This is a genomic window from Pontibacter anaerobius (genome assembly GCF_026241195.1).
GTDB lineage: Bacteria > Bacteroidota > Bacteroidia > Cytophagales > Hymenobacteraceae > Pontibacter > Pontibacter anaerobius.
On record NZ_JAPFQO010000004.1, the window covers coordinates 36,690 to 53,256 of the forward strand.

The 16,567-nt window shown below is 52.1% G+C and carries 14 protein-coding genes and 3 tRNA genes; 10 read left to right on the forward strand and 7 right to left on the reverse strand.

Going from position 1 to position 16,567, the window contains the following annotated elements:
- Positions 1-227 precede the first annotated feature (227 nt).
- The 3 genes from OO017_RS07625 to OO017_RS07635 are packed head-to-tail and all read right to left on the reverse strand — an operon-like array spanning position 228 to position 3,441.
- Positions 228-1,679, reverse strand: coding sequence for a hypothetical protein (locus tag OO017_RS07625; protein WP_266051877.1), 1,452 nt, complete (start codon positions 1,677-1,679; stop codon positions 228-230).
- Positions 1,680-1,681: 2 nt separating this feature from the next.
- Positions 1,682-2,095 (reverse strand): hypothetical protein, encoded by a 414-nt coding sequence (locus tag OO017_RS07630; RefSeq protein WP_266051878.1) that lies wholly within the window; start codon positions 2,093-2,095, stop codon positions 1,682-1,684.
- A gap of 5 nt (positions 2,096-2,100) precedes the next feature.
- The gene (locus OO017_RS07635; protein WP_266051879.1) at positions 2,101-3,441 is read right to left on the reverse strand and encodes a hypothetical protein; all 1,341 of its coding nucleotides are present in this window, start codon (positions 3,439-3,441) and stop codon (positions 2,101-2,103) included.
- Between the two features lie 692 nt (positions 3,442-4,133).
- Between OO017_RS07635 and OO017_RS07640 the strand changes: the two genes are divergently transcribed.
- The 6 genes from OO017_RS07640 (at position 4,134) to OO017_RS07665 (ending at position 10,898) form a co-directional block, all read left to right on the forward strand.
- Positions 4,134-4,880, forward strand: a complete 747-nt coding sequence (locus OO017_RS07640) for an outer membrane lipoprotein-sorting protein (RefSeq protein WP_266051880.1) — start codon at positions 4,134-4,136, stop codon at positions 4,878-4,880.
- 3 nt (positions 4,881-4,883) lie between these two features.
- On the forward strand, positions 4,884-6,101 hold the full coding sequence (locus tag OO017_RS07645) for an ABC transporter permease (RefSeq protein ID WP_266051881.1): 1,218 nt from the start codon (positions 4,884-4,886) through the stop codon (positions 6,099-6,101).
- Positions 6,102-6,111: 10 nt separating this feature from the next.
- Entirely contained in the window at positions 6,112-7,323 is a 1,212-nt protein-coding gene (locus OO017_RS07650) for an ABC transporter permease (protein WP_266051882.1), read from the forward strand.
- A gap of 147 nt (positions 7,324-7,470) precedes the next feature.
- Positions 7,471-8,163, forward strand: a complete 693-nt coding sequence (locus tag OO017_RS07655; RefSeq protein ID WP_266051883.1) for an ABC transporter ATP-binding protein — start codon at positions 7,471-7,473, stop codon at positions 8,161-8,163.
- Position 8,164: 1 nt separating this feature from the next.
- Positions 8,165-9,385 (forward strand): hypothetical protein, encoded by a 1,221-nt coding sequence (locus OO017_RS07660; protein WP_266051884.1) that lies wholly within the window; start codon positions 8,165-8,167, stop codon positions 9,383-9,385.
- Between the two features lie 319 nt (positions 9,386-9,704).
- A complete protein-coding gene (locus OO017_RS07665) occupies positions 9,705-10,898 on the forward strand; it encodes an MFS transporter (RefSeq protein WP_266051885.1) in 1,194 nt (397 codons plus the stop codon).
- A gap of 170 nt (positions 10,899-11,068) precedes the next feature.
- Here the strand turns inward: OO017_RS07665 and OO017_RS07670 are convergent, their stop codons facing one another.
- On the reverse strand, positions 11,069-12,445 hold the full coding sequence (locus OO017_RS07670) for a YopA family protein (protein WP_266051886.1): 1,377 nt from the start codon (positions 12,443-12,445) through the stop codon (positions 11,069-11,071).
- A gap of 109 nt (positions 12,446-12,554) precedes the next feature.
- Here OO017_RS07670 and OO017_RS07675 point away from each other — a divergent pair, with 109 nt between their 5' ends.
- Positions 12,555-12,680, forward strand: a complete 126-nt coding sequence (locus OO017_RS07675) for a hypothetical protein (RefSeq protein WP_266051887.1) — start codon at positions 12,555-12,557, stop codon at positions 12,678-12,680.
- 252 nt (positions 12,681-12,932) lie between these two features.
- On the forward strand, positions 12,933-13,652 hold the full coding sequence (locus OO017_RS07680) for a hypothetical protein (RefSeq protein WP_266051888.1): 720 nt from the start codon (positions 12,933-12,935) through the stop codon (positions 13,650-13,652).
- 203 nt (positions 13,653-13,855) lie between these two features.
- Here OO017_RS07680 and OO017_RS07685 read toward each other — a convergent pair.
- The 3 genes from OO017_RS07685 to OO017_RS07695 all read right to left on the reverse strand — a co-directional run bounded on the left by OO017_RS07685 (position 13,856) and on the right by OO017_RS07695 (position 14,286).
- Positions 13,856-13,929, reverse strand: a tRNA-Arg gene (locus tag OO017_RS07685).
- Positions 13,930-14,001: 72 nt separating this feature from the next.
- Positions 14,002-14,075, reverse strand: a tRNA-Pro gene (locus OO017_RS07690).
- 124 nt (positions 14,076-14,199) lie between these two features.
- Positions 14,200-14,286 (reverse strand) — tRNA-Ser (locus tag OO017_RS07695).
- A 343-nt stretch (positions 14,287-14,629) separates the two neighbouring features.
- Here OO017_RS07695 and OO017_RS07700 point away from each other — a divergent pair.
- Together OO017_RS07700 and OO017_RS07705 are read left to right on the forward strand one after the other, a co-directional pair.
- Positions 14,630-15,601: a VWA domain-containing protein gene (locus OO017_RS07700; RefSeq protein ID WP_266051889.1), complete on the forward strand. Its 972-nt coding sequence runs from the start codon at positions 14,630-14,632 to the stop codon at positions 15,599-15,601.
- Positions 15,598-16,548 carry a midas domain-containing protein gene (locus OO017_RS07705; RefSeq protein ID WP_266051890.1) on the forward strand — a complete coding sequence of 317 codons (951 nt, stop codon included), beginning with the start codon at positions 15,598-15,600 and terminating at the stop codon, positions 16,546-16,548. The genes OO017_RS07700 and OO017_RS07705 overlap by 4 nt, the downstream gene beginning before the upstream one ends.
- The last annotated feature ends 19 nt before the right edge of the window (positions 16,549-16,567 follow it).

Here is a 16,567-nt window from a genome sequence, read left to right on the forward strand (position 1 = left end):
TCCTTTTCCACAAGATCCTTTCAGGATGACAAAGAGAAAAAAACACTCCCTATACTTTAGTTCCTCCTTTGCTCTTTCGGATTTGCAATCCGAAAGTATAGTAATGCAAGGATTTGTAATCCGCTTTTAAACTTTTTGCAGCTGCTTCTGGTGGCTAAATTCGGATTACAAACCCTGAAGAACCTTAACTCCCCCTCCTGTTTTTAGGAGGGGGCTGGGGGAGGTCTCTAACTATACTTCAACTTCTCTTCCACCAGCCTCTCTGTAGCGGTTTCAAAAGCTTTTATAGTTGCTTTAAAGGCGTCGCGGTCTGAGACGGATTCGGAGGCGCGGTTGAGTTCTTTTACAAAGGAGCCCTGACTTATTCCCTTGTTCAGGAAACCAGTTTCTACGTGCTTGTCCGACACCATGCGGTTGAAGTCCGTTTCGTTCAGGTCCAGGGCGGCGAAGGTTCTCTCTTTGCGGCTCAGCTCGCGCAGCCACGCCTGGTAGCCGAACTCCGGATTAGTCAGGAATTTGTTCAGCTCCCGGAAAACCGGCTCATTGCGGATGGCGCCCTGCAGGTCTACGCCTTTGGCATAGGCCGCCTGCGCGTCGCCGGGCAGGTGCGTGGTGTAGTAGCGCTCGAAGTAGTGGAATCGGATCAGCTGCGTGGCAATACGATCGCGGGTTTCACTGTCTAGGTGCGAGAACTGCACGTTGCTCACGTCTTCGCGCAGGCCATACTCATGGAAAGTCTCATTCCCGGAGAGCTCATCATCCGAATAATCCATGAAGTCAACTATAGCCAAAGCACTCAGCAGTTCAACCAAATGCGCATCGTTTCTCTGGCTGGCACGGCCCGGGTTGTTCTCCATCGGCTTGTCCGGCGTGTCGCCCATGTAGTACACGGCATTCACACCGTTCAGGTGGTGCTGGTAGTAAGAAAGCGCGTCCTTTGCCTTCGTGGTGAAGGTATTGGAATCAATAAAGTCAGCTTCCACACCGGCGGCAGGTTGCTCCAGCGAGAAGTATGGCAGCACCACCATCGCACCCGTCAGGGCTGTATTCAAACTTGCGGCATTAGGCAATCCTGTGCGGCTATCCTTGAAGTTCTTCAGAAGCAGCGGGAAACCAGCCGCGCCTGTTCCGCCAAAAATCGAGCTCACGAAGAAGATACGATCACCGGGCTGGAAATTGGAAGCAAAGAAGCGCATCTCGGGAGAATCAATGATCTCGTTCAGCACCACGCTGCCTACGTTCGGGCTACCGCGGAAACCCACGTCCAGGCTGTTGTTCAGGTTCTCCGGGGTGAACAGCAGGTCGATGAGCGCCTGGCTCTCTACGTCCAGCTGGTTATAGCCCACGTGGTCTTTAAACGGCTTGTTGATGCCCCCGAAATCATACACGAAACTGTCGCGGATCTTGGCCGTGCCATCGCCCGCTATACTGGAGAGTGTGCTGATATCGGTGTGGAAAAAACCATCGTCGCGGCGACCCAGCGCATCATGAATGTGCTTGTATGTTTTAAGCAGTTCCACGGTGCGGTTCATGTCGCCGTTCTGGGTGTCGGGGTCAATGATGATCGGTACTATTTTATCACAGTTCTGAATCTTGACACCTGCTGCCATCAGCATGACCAGCGAGCGGATCACGCGGGAGCCGGTGCCTCCGATTCCGAATACAAAAAGCTTTGCCATAGTTATTTTTTATTGGGCCATTTCATCGGGGTTGTCCATGCCTGCACGGAGCCCCGCTTGAGTAGTAATGAGAAAACGAAGAAAAGGATCAGGCTGTATATCACGTTCACAAAAGCGAACATGTACGTGTAAGAGTGTGTCTCAATGTCGTTGCCTGTCACCTGCATAATGGGTATGATAAAGGCGATGATGGCGTTCAGCACCAGGAACATGACCCAGTGGCGCGGCTTATACAGGCCGGTGCTCATCATGCGGTTCAGCACATAATAATAAACCAGCACCATGGCCAGCGAAATGATGAAGAGCATCAGCCCGGTATTCGGGAAAACGACCTCGCGGTAATCGTTGGTGAAGTTGGCAGGGATGGGCCGGCCTAAAACCAGTTCGTAGAGTCCTGAAAAAAACTGCTGTATCATATAGGTTAGTCTGCTTTGTTAAACTTTAAGGTTGCACTGAAAACGAAGTCGCTCTGGTCGCGGTACAGGGCCTGAACGCCGTCTACTATTTTATCTAACTGGTAAGTTTTTTTCGGGTCCGCTGCCGGGTTGTTGTCGTTATCGGTTGCCCAGCTATCGATCCAGGCAGGGTATACCTGCGGCAGCTGCACCGTTAGGGAGCCGGCGTTAGCGGTTAGCTGCGGCACCTGCACCCGAACAAAGTGGGTATACCTGGCCAGGTCGGGCGTGGCTTTTATACTTTCATCCGCCGCCTTCACCGACACCATACGTGCCCTGCTGCCGTTGCCGGCTACCTTCAGGTTCTTTTTCAGGTAATCTATACTTTGCATCGACAGGGGCAGTCTGCTCAGGTTCAGCCCGATCGTAAACTCCACCGGCACGTCTTTCTCGGGTTGCAGGTTAACGGAGGTACACGGATCGGCGTTGCGGCTGCTGCAGTAGACAACCCCGGCCGGCTTAAACTGCTTTTCCTTTAACAGCGCCGAGTAAGGCACGGTCTTATACTCAAACCCGAAGTATGCCTGCTGCTTCGGCAGGTTACGCAGCACCTTGTTGGTAACCACCTGCACTTCCTGCTGCTTGCCGATCACCCAGATGTAGTAGGGAATCTCCACGCCGTTGAGCGTTCTCCTGACCTCCGGCTTCTTCACGACCGGGTGGTAGGTACCGAAGAACTCCGATGTATTGCCAAGTATAGCGATGGCCAACCCCTGGTGCTCGGCCTCCCTCAGGCTGCTCCTGATATCGGCATCAAGGGAGATAAACTGTCCCTGGTCGCTGGGGCCATGTATAAAGTCTGAGACGATGACGCTGACCGCACCCTGGTCGATGGACTTCTGCAAAGCCGCCTTCAGCATGGCCGGAAGCGGCGTGCCGCGCACATCATCCCTAATACCACTAACGATATAGCTTTTCATGGTATTGTATGACACGCTGTCGAGCACCGGGCGGCTCTGTGCATCCTCCTTGGCCAGGTAAAAGGCTTTGTCAGCCACATAGCGGCCGTCCTGCACCTCCGAGATCAGTTTAAGCAGGTTGTTCTGGAATGTGGTGGCTTCTTTTCCGGCCGCTGCCGTGGGCATAAAACCTTTCATTCCGTTCGATATCTCGAGGTACACATTCACGTCTACTTTGGAGGGAGCGGCGGCCTCTGCGGCTGCAGCTTCCGGCGCGGTGCCTGCTTTCTCTTCCTGCATCGGGGGGGCGGTGCCGCCGGTATCGGTTTCTTCGTCGGCAGACTGCTTTTTAAAGCAACCGGTTAAAAGGAGGACGCTGCAAAGCAGCGGGATGTAAATCTTAGGCAAAAACCTTTTTAGAAGCATGCAATTGGGTTTGTTAACTTTGGGCAATACTATTAAAACGTAGATAAGGTTGTTTTGTACGACAGCAGCCGTACTTTCAAGATCCTTCACTAAAAGAGTACCATTTACAAAGTATAGGCTTCTAACGATATACTTGGCTGTATAGATACAAAAGCCCTGTAAATTAAAGTATAAAGCTATCCTTCCAAAGCTTTTAAGCATAAAGTATACCTGATTTGCCGGGTGCCAGCCGTGTGAGGAGCACAGCGACTGCACACGGCTGAACAGCCCGGCCGCTTCTTTTGTAGCCCGGTTCCAGCACCAGGGGCGTTTCATTCTATAGTTTGCTGGCGCGGATCTGTGATCCGTGACTTTTGCAACGTTGGATTTGCAATCCAACTGGGCCAGAGGCCCGCACTATAGTCCAACACGAGCGAGGACGCTCGCGCCATGAACACTAACTAAATAGAATGAAACGACCCTGCGGTTCCAGCACAGTACCCTCTCTCCGCCAGCTATACTTTGGCACCTCGCGCCAGGCATACTTGCTGCACCGCGGTGGTTAACCATACAAATGTATTCCGGGGCAATTGAGGAGAGCCTTATAAAGTATAAATATTTCTATTCCATATACAATAAACACTTTTCCGTATAAGAAATAGCAAGCTATCTTTTTACCTCACTGCAGCTCTGTTATGTATAGCATCAGCCTCAAATTATTGTTAGTTATACTTGTCCTGCTGCTTCAGTCGCAGCCCAGCGCCAGGGAAATTGTGCAACGGGCGGATGATAAAGTACGCGGCAAGTCTAACCAGGGAGAAATGGTGATGCGCATCGTACGGCCCACCTGGCAACGCGAGATCGGGCTGAAAAGCTGGCAAAAGGGAAAGGACCTGGGCATGATACTCATCACCTCCCCTGCCCGCGACAAGGGCACCGCTTTCCTGAAACGCAAGCGCGAAGTATGGAACTGGCAACCGTCCATTGACCGCACCATCAAGCTGCCACCGTCCATGATGCTGCAGTCCTGGATGGGCTCCGATTTCACGAACGACGACCTGGTAAAGGAATCATCCATGGTAGAGGATTATGAGCATACGCTGGCTGGCGACACTGTCATCGATGGCAGGCCCAGCTACAAGATCATGATGACGCCTAAAGAGGAGGCGGCCGTGGTGTGGGGCAAGGTCATCAACTACATCGACAAAAAAGACTACCTGCAGCTGCTGGTGCGCTTCTACGACGAGGACGGGGAGCTGGTGAACACCATGAAAGCCTCCGACATACGCATGTTGGGAGGCCGGCTGCTGCCGGCACGGCTGGAGGTAACCCCGGCCGATAACCCCAGGAACAGGACCATCATCGAGTACCGCCAGCTTGCCTTCGATGTACCGCTGGAAGACGGATTCTTCTCCATCCAGAACCTGAAACGGATAAAATAAGCGATGTACCTGCTCCTGGCCTGGCGAAATATCTGGCGCAACCGCCGCAGAACCCTGATCACACTGGCCTCAGTGGCGTTTGCCGTGTTCTTCTCCAGCCTCATGCAATCCATGCAAACAGCGGCCTGGGGCAACCTGATCGATAATGCCGTGCGCTTCTATACCGGCTACATACAGATACACCATCAGGGCTACTGGGACGACCGAACCCTCGACAATAGTTTTGTGAACCAGGCCTCGCTGCAAAGCAAAGTTGCGCAGCACCCCGGCGTGGTGGCCGTAGTGCCCCGGCTGGAGAGTTTCGCCCTCGCCTCCGGCACCGACCGCACAAAAGGCACCCTCGTTATCGGCATCGACCCGGAAAAGGAGGACAACCTCACCAACCTGCGCAACAAAATGAGGGCAGGCACCTACCTGCAGGCAGGTCAGAAAAAGGTGCTGGTAGCCGAGGGCCTGGCCGATTTCCTCAGACTCGCCCCCAAAGACACGCTCGTGCTTATTGGCCAGGGATACCATGGGGCAAATGCCGCCGGCAAGTATGAAGTGGCCGGCATCGTGAAATTCCCCTCCACGCAACTCAACGACCAGGTGGTATACCTGCCCCTGCCGGAGGCGCAATGGCTTTATGACACCGGCGACCGCCTGACCTCGCTCTCGCTGCTGGTAGACGACCCCGGGAAGGTAGAGGATGTCACCGCAACGCTGCAGCAGGAGCTAAACGCGACGCAGTTTGAAGTGATGAACTGGCAGGAGCTTATGCCCGAGCTGGTGCAGGGCTTCGAGATTGACAGGATTGGCGCGCAGGTGATCCTGATCATACTTTACGCCGTGATCAGCTTCGGCATTTTCGGCACTTTCCTGATGATGACCACCGAGCGCCGCTACGAGATGGGTGTGATGCTCGCCATCGGGATGAGCCGCCTGAAGCTGCAGTCCGTCATGTTCCTGGAGATTCTGATGCTTGCCCTGGGAGGCACGCTGCTGGGCATACTTGTCAGTTTGCCGGTGATCCTGTACATGCACAACCACCCGATACCCGTTTCGGGCAACCTGGCGGAGCTGTACCAGAACTATGGGATGGAGCCCGTTCTCCCCTTCTCGCGCAAATCCGATATCTTTCTGCGGCAGGCCTACACCGTCGCCATTATCACGGCGGTGCTGGGCATTTACCCGCTCTGGTTCATCCAGCGGCTTATACCTGTAACCGCTTTACGAAGTTAATGCCATGCCTATGCTCCTCCTCATAGCCTGGCGCAATATCTGGCGCAACCGCATCCGCAGCCTGGTGGTGATAGCGGCCATTGCCGTGGGGATAGGCGCGATCGCGCTGTCCGTGGGCTTCATGAACAGCATGTCCGACAGTTTTATCCGCAACTCCATCAACCACGACTACTCCCACCTGCAGCTGCACCACCCGCGCTTCAGGCAGGAGCCGGAAGTGCGTTTCAGCCTTCCCCATGCCAACCGCATCGTAGCCTACCTGCGCCAGGACCCTGCCGTCAAGGCCTTCAGCAGGCGCCTTCTCATCAATGGCATGATCGCCTCCAGCCGGGCCAGTGCCGGTGTGCAGATCTACGGCATTAACCGGGAGCAGGAAGCCGCCACCACCTCCCTCGACTCGTTGCTGGAAGAGGGAACATACTTTACCGGGAAGTCCCGCAACGCCATCCTCATCAGCCGTAAAATGGCCGACAAGCTAAAGGCAGGTCTCCGTACCAAGCTGGTGCTGACCTTCCAGGATGTGGAGGGCAACGTGGTGGCGGGCGCATTCCGGGTGCAGGGGATCTTTGACTCGCCGTCGCCCCGCCTCAACGAGGGCGCCGTATATGTGCGGCAACAGGACCTGAGCCCGCTCCTGGGCACCGACACCCTCACCCATGAGATAGCGGTACTGCTGCATGCCAACACGCAGGTGCTGCCCGAGGCCCGGTACCTGCGCAGCCATTGGCCTATGGTAGACGTGAAAACCTGGGAGGAGCTCTCGCCTGAGCTGGACCTGATGCAGGAACAGTCGGGCCTGACGATGACCATCCTGCTCGTGATCCTGATGGTGGCATTGGCGTTCGGCATCGTGAACACCATGCTGATGGCGGTGCTGGAGCGGGAGCGGGAACTGGGCATGCTCATGGCCATCGGCATGAACCGGCAACGCATCTTCAGCATGATCCTGCTGGAAACGATCTTCCTGGCGCTGGTGGGAGGCCCTATCGGGTGCCTGCTGGGCTACGCCACGGTTACCTGGCTCGGCAATACCGGCATCGACCTCTCCGCCTGGACCAAAGGCCTGCAGCAATACGGCTACAGCACGCAATTCTACCCTTTCCTGACTCCTCGCGAGTACTTCCTGATGGTAGCAAGCGTCGTCCTGACAGCGATCCTGTCAGCGCTTTACCCATCCTACAAAGCGATCAGGCTGAACCCGGTGGAGGCCATGAGGAGTTGAAAATAGCAGGGAGTGACCAGAAGTATAACTAAATATAAAAGTATAAACAGGTATAAAAATGAGCTTAAACCCTCTCCGGAGGGGATGTTTAAAACCAGGGAGATCAACTAACGGGCAATTATCAACCCACACTGAAAATAGAGCGCTATGCCAGAAGTCGTGATCAGAACAAGCGGGCTTACCAAAGTATACAAGGAGACGAAGGTGCCGGTGAATGCCCTCGGTGGCGTGGACCTGGAGATAATGGAAGGTGAGTTTACAGCGGTGGTAGGGCCTTCCGGCTCCGGTAAATCGACGCTGCTGCACATCCTCGGCGGGCTCGATTACCCTACCGCCGGCCATGTGGAAGTAGGCGGGCACCACCTCAACGAGCTAAACGACCGGCAACTGATCGACTTCAGGCTAGAGCACATCGGCTTCGTTTTCCAGGCTTATAACCTCATTCCGGTGCTTACAGCCAGGGAGAATGTGGAGTTTATCATGCTGCTGCAAAAGATACCGGCCAGGGAACGCGAGGCGCGGGCTGCGCAGCTGCTGCAGGAAGTAGGCCTCGGCGACCGCATGGACAACCGCCCAACCGAGCTCTCGGGAGGACAGCAGCAACGGGTGGCGGTGGCCCGCGCCCTGGCCTCGCGGCCGCAGTTTATACTTGCTGACGAGCCCACCGCCAACCTCGACTCAAAATCTGCCGGCAACCTGCTACAGATGATGGCCGAAATGAACCGGCGGGAAAAGGTCACGTTCATCTTCTCGACCCACGACCAGCGCGTGATCGAGAAAGCCCGCCGCGTGATCACGCTGGAGGATGGCAAAATAGTGTCGGATGTAACGAAAGCCTGAGATGCGTGCCGGGGTCTGGATAGCGGTGTGTATACTTTGCCTGCATGCAGGAAGCGCGCTCGCACAGGCAGACTCCCTGAGGATAGATTCCGAAAGCGTTCAGCAAACCGGAACACGCAAGTCCATACTTCAGAACCTGGAGATGAGTGGCTATGTGAAACAGCTGCAGACCTTTATACTTGTGCGTGGCCTCGACTCGCTGCTGACCGACAACCTGCTCCACAACCGCCTCAACTTCACCTATGCCATCGATACCTCCCTGAGCCTGGTGGTGGAGGTACGCAACCGCATCTTCTACGGCGACCTGCTCCGCCAGGTGCCACAATACCCGCAGCTGATCGACTCCGGCAACGATGTATGGGACCTTTCGGCTATGCCGGTGAGAAGCCGCTCGCTGTTGGTGCACACCATGCTGGACCGCGTGTACGCCGAGTGGACCAAAAACAAGCTGGAAGTGCGCCTGGGCCGGCAGCGCATAAACTGGGGGCTGAACCTGGTCTGGAACCCCAACGACATCTTCAACGCCTACTCCTTCTTCGACTTCGACTATGAGGAGCGGCCTGGCAGCGACGCCCTGCGGGTGCGCTACTTCACCGGCTTTGCGGGAGGTGCCGAGTTTGCCGCCCGCCTCACCACCGACCCGGCCAAACAAACCATCGCCGGCCTGTACAAATTCAACCGGAGCGGGTACGACATACAGTTTCTGGGAGGGGTGCTGGGCCGCGAGGCAGTAGCAGGCCTGGGCTGGGCAGGAAGTATACAGGATGCAGGCTTTAAAGGCGAGTTCACCTACCTCCACCCTTACCAAAACCCACTGCATAAAAGCGGGCAGTTGCTTGCCTCTGTTTCCGCAGACTACTCTTTTGCAAGTTCCCTGTACCTGCATGCCTCTGTATTGTATAACAGCCGCGGAGAGAAAAACCCTGAGGTCTTGCTGTTCCAGGCCTTTCGGCCGGGCCGCCTGTCCGTAAAGGATTTATCCCCCTACAAGTATAACGTGTTCGCCCAGGCGAGTTATCCCATCCACCCGTTGCTGAACGCTGGTCTGGCCACCATCTATTTTCCCGAAGACCAGGCCCTCTTCCTCAACCCCACCCTCACCTACTCCGCCTTCCCCAACCTCGACCTGGATGCCATCGGGCAGTTTTTCCTGGATTCGGAGCAGGGAGAGTTCAAAGCCGTATCCAAGGCTGTTTTTGTAAGGCTGAAATGGAGTTTCTGAGGGACAGGGAAAGTATAAAGTAATGCCTTTTGATTGTGGGTGTATGCATGGCAATTATGCCTGCAATTTGGTGTAAAGAGAAATCGTAAAAATCTCTTTAAGGTAAGTGAGATTTTTACTTTATACTTGCTGCAATACCAAGGATTCCCCTGCTGGCAGACTTTGTCCTTTTTAAAGGAGATGCAGCTGCCTCCGGGTGCCGGCGAATACGTTTTCTTCGGCAATTACGTATGGTTCTGGAAAGCCGCTGCGTTCTGCCGAAGGGTTAGGCCGGGCAGGAAGTATAGCCAGTAAATCCCTCACACAAAGCACACCCCACATGACACAAAAACTGCTGAGCCGCACCGTTTGGATACTTGCCCTGGTAAGCCTGTTTGCCGATGTGGCCAGCGAAATGCTATACCCGATCATGCCCCTGTACCTGAAGAGCATTGGCTTCTCTGTGCTGCTGATCGGAATACTGGAGGGCGTGGCGCAGGCAATTTCGGGCCTGAGCAAAGGATATTTCGGCAGACTCTCGGACCGCACCGGGCGGCGCCTGCCTTTCATCCGGTCGGGTTACCTGCTGGCCGCCCTGTCCAAACCGATGCTGGCGTTTTCCAGCATTCCGCTCTGGGTGTTCGGCGCCCGCACCCTCGATCGCTTCGGAAAGGGGCTGCGCACCAGCGCCCGCGATGCGCTGCTTTCGGATGAGGCCACTCCAGAGACAAAGGGCCGTGTGTTCGGTTTCCACCGCGCCATGGACACGCTGGGGGCCTGCTTCGGACCCGGCATAGCGCTTGTTTACCTCTACTTTAACCCCGGCCAGTACCGGCCCCTGTTCTACTATGCTTTTGTGCCGGGGCTGTTGTCGGTTCTGCTGTTATACCTCCTGCGTGAAAAACGAAAGCCTGCCAAAGCGCTCAGCCCGAGGACCAAGTATAACTTCCTGGATTTTCTGCACTACTGGCGTGAAAGCCCGCTTACATACAGGCGCCTGCTGGTAGGCCTGCTGCTGTTTGCGCTCTTCAACAGCAGCGATTTCTTTCTGTTGCTCCGGATGAAGGAGGCAGGCCTGAACGATACGCACCTGATCGGCCTGTACATCCTCTATAACCTGATCTATGCGCTGAGCTCGTACCCAATGGGTGTGATAGCCGACAGGTGGGGCCTGAAGCGGGTGTACCTCTTCGGGCTCGGCTTGTTTGTGCTCGTATACTTTGGGATGGCAACTTTTGAGCTGAACTGGGTTTACCTGCCGCTCATTTTCCTGTACGGGCTTTTCGCGGCAGCCACAGAGGGCATCTCCAAGGCCTGGATCACCAACATCAGCGCCCCCCAGGACACGGCCACGGCCATCGGCACCTACACAGCCTTCGAGAGTATCGCCACACTGGGCGCCTCCGCCCTGGCCGGGCTTCTCTGGCAACTGTACGGGGCTGCAGCCACCTTCCTGGCTTCAGGCATCGCCGCCCTCCTCGTAATTCTATACCTGGCGCTCACAACGTCATCCCCCGTGTACAGGCGGGCGTAGAAGTTTGCCAAACCGCAACAGTGCGCCGTCGGGGTGAGCAGTTAGATTTTGAGACATTAAAGTATAGGGTAGGATATATAAAAAGCCGCGTATCAACTGGAAACGCGGCTTTGTATGTAAAAATTTGAGAATGGGTTTACCCTAAGCCAGTCAAGGCAATAAGTAATACTCTATTTATTTTGGGCCCATGGCACAGAAGTTAACTTACTATGGAAATATAACTCACTCGAACATCTGTTAATGTAACTTCCTTCATACTTTAAGATAAAGAGGAATGACATTTCAATATACCAAATATAAAGCTCTAATGCTTCTTGCCTTACTTCGAAAGGTATAGCATTTAGATTCTTCCTTTTTTCTGCTTGAGAATGCACGATGGCATTTCGTATTTGAACGATAAGATCTGGACCGTCAACTTGGTTCTTTTTGTCTGTTTCTATATTAAATTTAGCTAACTCTTGAAGCCCATCAGGGATATTATAATCAATATTAATTAAACTTAACAGTAGTCGAATTTTGTTAGAAGCAGCTATATTCTCGGCATCTTTGCCTGAAATTAACTTCTTCTTCTCTATTACAAGCCAGTTATAAATCAATTCGAGAGCAGACTGAGCCATTACAATCGAACCATGCAAACCTCCATTCAATGAATTTGCATCAAGATACCAACCTACTACCGTTTCAAGTACATATTTGCCGTCATTATCCCTCCATATTTCATAGAAGTGATTCCAAATATTATTAAGATGCTTAGCCTGTCGTTCCTCAATCCAGTGCTTAACTCCAACATAAGGCTCAATGAAGTTGTAAGTGTAATCAACCCATTTAATTTCATTCTCATGTATGCCATGTGTAAACATCGAAGATGTACTCCTACCATTGATAAAACTCAAGAATGTTGAGAAACAGTTTAGAATTTCTCTGACTTCATTTACTGAGAGACTACCGTGTTTCTTACTTACCTCACCTTTGTATAAAAAGAAATAACCGCCACTATCTTTAAGCAGTTTTCCTTTATGTGTATATTCAAAGTCTTTATCTAAAACTATATTATACTCTGGAGTTTCAAATAATATTCTCGAATGAGAAGATTGTACTTGCTGACCTGAAAATCGCTTAATAGGTTTTCCACCAAGGGCAAGTAGATTTGGGATATAAAAGTATGCAGTATTTACCTTAATAGAAGAGTCCCCCTTAACAGGCCTCCCCACAATAGCACCTCTTATTTTTGCTACCTCACCGGGGTTATTAAAGCCCATATCAATCAAAAGACATTCACTAAAAAGCTGTCTTTCAATGAATACGCTAAATCTGTTAGATTCAGTCATCCGCATGAAGTCATCAATGGACTGTAAAATTGTTTCTCCCGTGAGAATTGGTCTAGATCGTGGAAACCATTTAAACTCAATAGATCCATTAACAATTAATTCCAGTTCATCATTCTTTAAAAGAAACTCTCCTTGATAGATTGTGACAGTTTCATTTGGGTGTGTCATTAGTTGAGGATATGGAAGTGCCTCAGGCAAATCGTGGAGAGTTAATGCCATAATTGAACTTTTACAAAGGTTTCAGTAAGACTCAATTTACAGTAATATTTAAAGTAGCCCTATTTTCCTGTCTTTTTTTAGCGCCTTGTGATCTTCAATTTCGCTGCTGATGAGCAAGCAGATTATCAAATTAAAGGAAGCCCTGGAGCTGATGGAGAACGCCACCGAGCCTTTCTCTATCCACCATGTGGCATGCAATAAGAAGAAGGTTACCGGTGGCTACTGGTTAATATAGCCCGATGCTTTGTCACCGGAGATCAGCCAAAGAAAGCTATGGTAATCAAATTGAAGATATGACTCTACCACATAGAAGCCTCCTGAAACTCTATTCATCCCCGGTTTTACCCTCTGGGAGCAGGACCGGGAGCAACTTATCTGCCTGCACAAGGTCCTGAAGAAAGTAAGGTTCGGGCAGAGAATGGATAGTATAAAGTATAAATAATAACATTTTACTCATATTATATGTAATTAAATTATCACATATAATATGAGTAAAATGTTATTAAAGCCATCTTATACAGTTTTAAGTACGTTTGATATATTCTCTATTATACTACCCGGAACTATTATACCATTTACTAGACTAGATTCATTCACCAATTTATATAATAGAATTGTAGATAAAGGGGTTCCACTCGAAGGTTGGGTGGCAATTACTGCATTCTTTGTTGTTTCATACTTTATTGGGCACGCATCATTCCTAGTTAGTAAGATATTTGAAGTTCTTTATACCCGAATAAGATTTTCAGATAGTTATTTAGCTAAGCTTTTAAATCACCACAGTAGCTTAAAGCAGGTCAAGAAAGTTCAAAAGGTTCAACATCTTGGGGACAGGAACAATCCAGTAGATACTTACCATTGGGCCTATTCTTATATTAGAGTGAAGAATTTACCCGCTCTTTCAGAACTAGATAAGAACTCATCCTTATACTCTCTATTCCGAAGTTTAACTTTGGTATTTTCAATAAGTGCTCTATGGACGTCTATATCAAGCTTAGAACTAATAAATACAGATACATTTTTTTTAATTATTTTCAATTCCGTAGAAATATTAGAAGTAACCACTTATTTAATTTTAAGCGTGCTTTGCTTTATGATTTATTATAAAACTATGAATTGGACATATAAATTAGCATTTGATTATGTACTTATAGATCAAAAGAATAATACTGACAAAAAAGAAACTCATAGCATAATAAAACCTTAAGTACACATACAACCCCTAGAAACCGGCACCACTACGAGAACTATACCCGCAGTCTTCATCGAAAAGCTTTTACCAACCAAGTATAAAGTCAAAGCAGGCCACGCCATTGAAAGACCCAGAAGTTGAGAGAAGAATTGAGAGTGAGATAAAACAAAAAACCCTCTCTACATGGCTGTAAAGAGGGTCTTTCAATGTTTTGAAAGTGATCCCGTTTGGATTCGAACCAAAGACCTACTGCTTAGAAGGCAGTTGCTCTATCCAGCTGAGCTACGAGACCAGCGTTCGTCAGGAGAGCGGTTGCTCTACCCTTAAACAAAAAATTTCGGAATCGCTTCCGAAATTTTTTTAGTCGGGGTGGCAGGATTCGAACCTACGACCTCCACATCCCAAATGTGGCGCGATACCGGGCTACGCTACACCCCGAACTATTTTTTCGCTTTCAGATTAACCGGTGTTTCAACCGTTTTCCCTGATTGCGATGCAAAGGTAAGTGAAGATTTCAGATTAGCAAAAGCTTTTTAAAACTTTTTTCTTCATCATCTTTCAGCGGAGAAGGGGGGATTCGAACCCCCGGTACCGTTACCAGTACGGCAGTTTAGCAAACTGCTGGTTTAAGCCACTCACCCACCTCTCCGTGGAATTCCCTTACTGCTTAAGAGACTGCAAACATACTACATCGATTGCTACAACGCAATACCCCCGCTTAAAATTCCCGACAAACATTTCACCTTTTTTAACCCGCCAAAAGCTAACTCCCTGATACAGCAAGGCTTCTTCCGAATAAAAATTTCGAAAAAATTTACCCGCCTCACAGTTATACTTGTCCCACGGCCGGGAGCGTTGCGTAAATGCACCGCAAAACAATAGTGAAGACTATAAACCTGCACCTGCCGGAGTATGCCGGCGGTTTAGTATATTTGTAGCTGGCGGCCCGGCTATGTACACCTTGCTGCGCCGCCAGCCAACCCTTTTGTAGAATGACCTGGTACCAGACCCTGACTTTACTGGAGATCCTGTTCGGCGCAATTTTCTTTGCGCTGTATGTGGGCTATTTGCTCCGTGTGCGCAGGGTGGCCCTTTTCTTTAAGCAGAAGCCTTACGGGGTGTGGTTCAAGTTCCTGCTCCGCCACCTTTACCTGCTGCTGCTCATTATTGCCATACTTGGCCCCTCCTTCGGGGCGATGAAAAAGGAGATCAGGACCATTGGCAAGGACCTGTACATCGCCGTGGACCTTTCTGAGTCGATGAACGCGACCGATGTGCAGCCCTCTCGGCTGGAGAAGGCCAAGCACGTGACGCAGCGCCTTGTCAGCAACTTCAACTCCGACCGCATCGGCCTGATGGTTTTCTCTGACGAGGCCTATATCCAGAGCCCCCTCACCTTCGACCAGAACGCGCTGCAGCTGTATACCCAAACGCTGCGCACCAGCCTGCTCCCCCACTCGGGCACCAATTACGCCCCCGTGCTGCAACTGGCGCTCGACAAACTACGCCAAACCTCTAACACGCCGGAGGAGGAGCAGAAGGCGCGGGTGCTGGTGCTCATCAGCGATGGCGAGGATTTTGGCAGCGACGTGCAGCACCTGGCCGGGCAGCTCCGCGATGAGAATATACGGGTGTACACGCTCGGCATCGGCACCACCGATGGCAGCCCTATTCCGGCAGGCAATACTTTTAAGACCGACAGCGAGGGGCAGCAGGTGCTCTCCCAGCTTAAGCCGGAGCCCCTGGTGCAACTCTCGGAGTTGACCGGCGGCGCATACTTTGAGGTAAACGACCGCGTGAGCGAGGTGAGCAAACTCATCAGTGCTATAAATAAAATAGAGGGCGAGTTGCGCGAGAGCAAAACCATAGACGTAACCGCCAACAAGTATGTATACCCGCTGGCCCTGGCGCTGTTCCTCATCCTGCTCGATATTCTGATCACCGTTAAACTTATCCGGATATGAAGTCCCTAGCCCTGGTAGCCATACTTCTCGCCAGCCTGTTCAGCGGGGGCATATCCGTTATCACGCACCTTAACCAGTATGCGGCCGAGGCGGCCACGGCCTATAACCGCCAGGATTACATCGAGGCCATCGCTGCCTATAAGTACCTGCTGGATGACCTGGAGGTGGACGATGACCAGCTGCGCCTTAACCTGGCCCACTCCTACTACCAGGCGGGGCTGCTGCCACAGGCAACCGATGCTTACCAGTACCTGGCCGACCACCCCACCACGCACCTGCGCGCGCTGGCACACCTGCAGCTGGGCAACATCAACACCAGGCAAAAAAAGTATAAGCGCGCCCTGGCCCTTTACAAGCAGGCACTCGTGGCCGAGCCCGGCAACAATGCGGCCCGGTATAACTATGAGCTCCTGAAAAAGTACCTGGCGCTGCACCCCGAAGCGGCGGCCGAGGAAAGCCAGCCGGAAGCCACGGAGCAGGAGAACAGCGCCGGGCCAGACGAACTGCAGTCGCCCCCTCCTGCCGAGGAGGACCTGCAGCCGCAACCCAAGAAGAAACCCGATGAGCAGGGCGACCAGGAGGAGGAGATAGACACCCCGGAGCCTGACAAGGAAGGCCGGCAGCAACAGAATGCCGGAGCCGAAGACAAGGAACAGGGCGAGAAGGAGCGAGAGGATGCGGCCGGAGAGGCATCTGGCACCGAAAAGGGCCAGCAGCTCAACAGCCCCTTTGATAAGGACGCGCAGCAGCGCCGGGGCAGCTCGGAGGCGGCATCGGACGAGGACCAGCAGGCACAGACGCGCCGTGCCAGGCTCCGCCAGGCCAACATGAGCCCCGAAAAGGCCAGGCTGCTGCTCGACGCCATGCGCAATGCCGAGCTGCAGTACATTCAGCAGCTTCCCAAAAAATCAACCCGCCAGCCAGACCCCACCAAACCGGACTGGTAAGCCCGGCCGGTGGCGCACT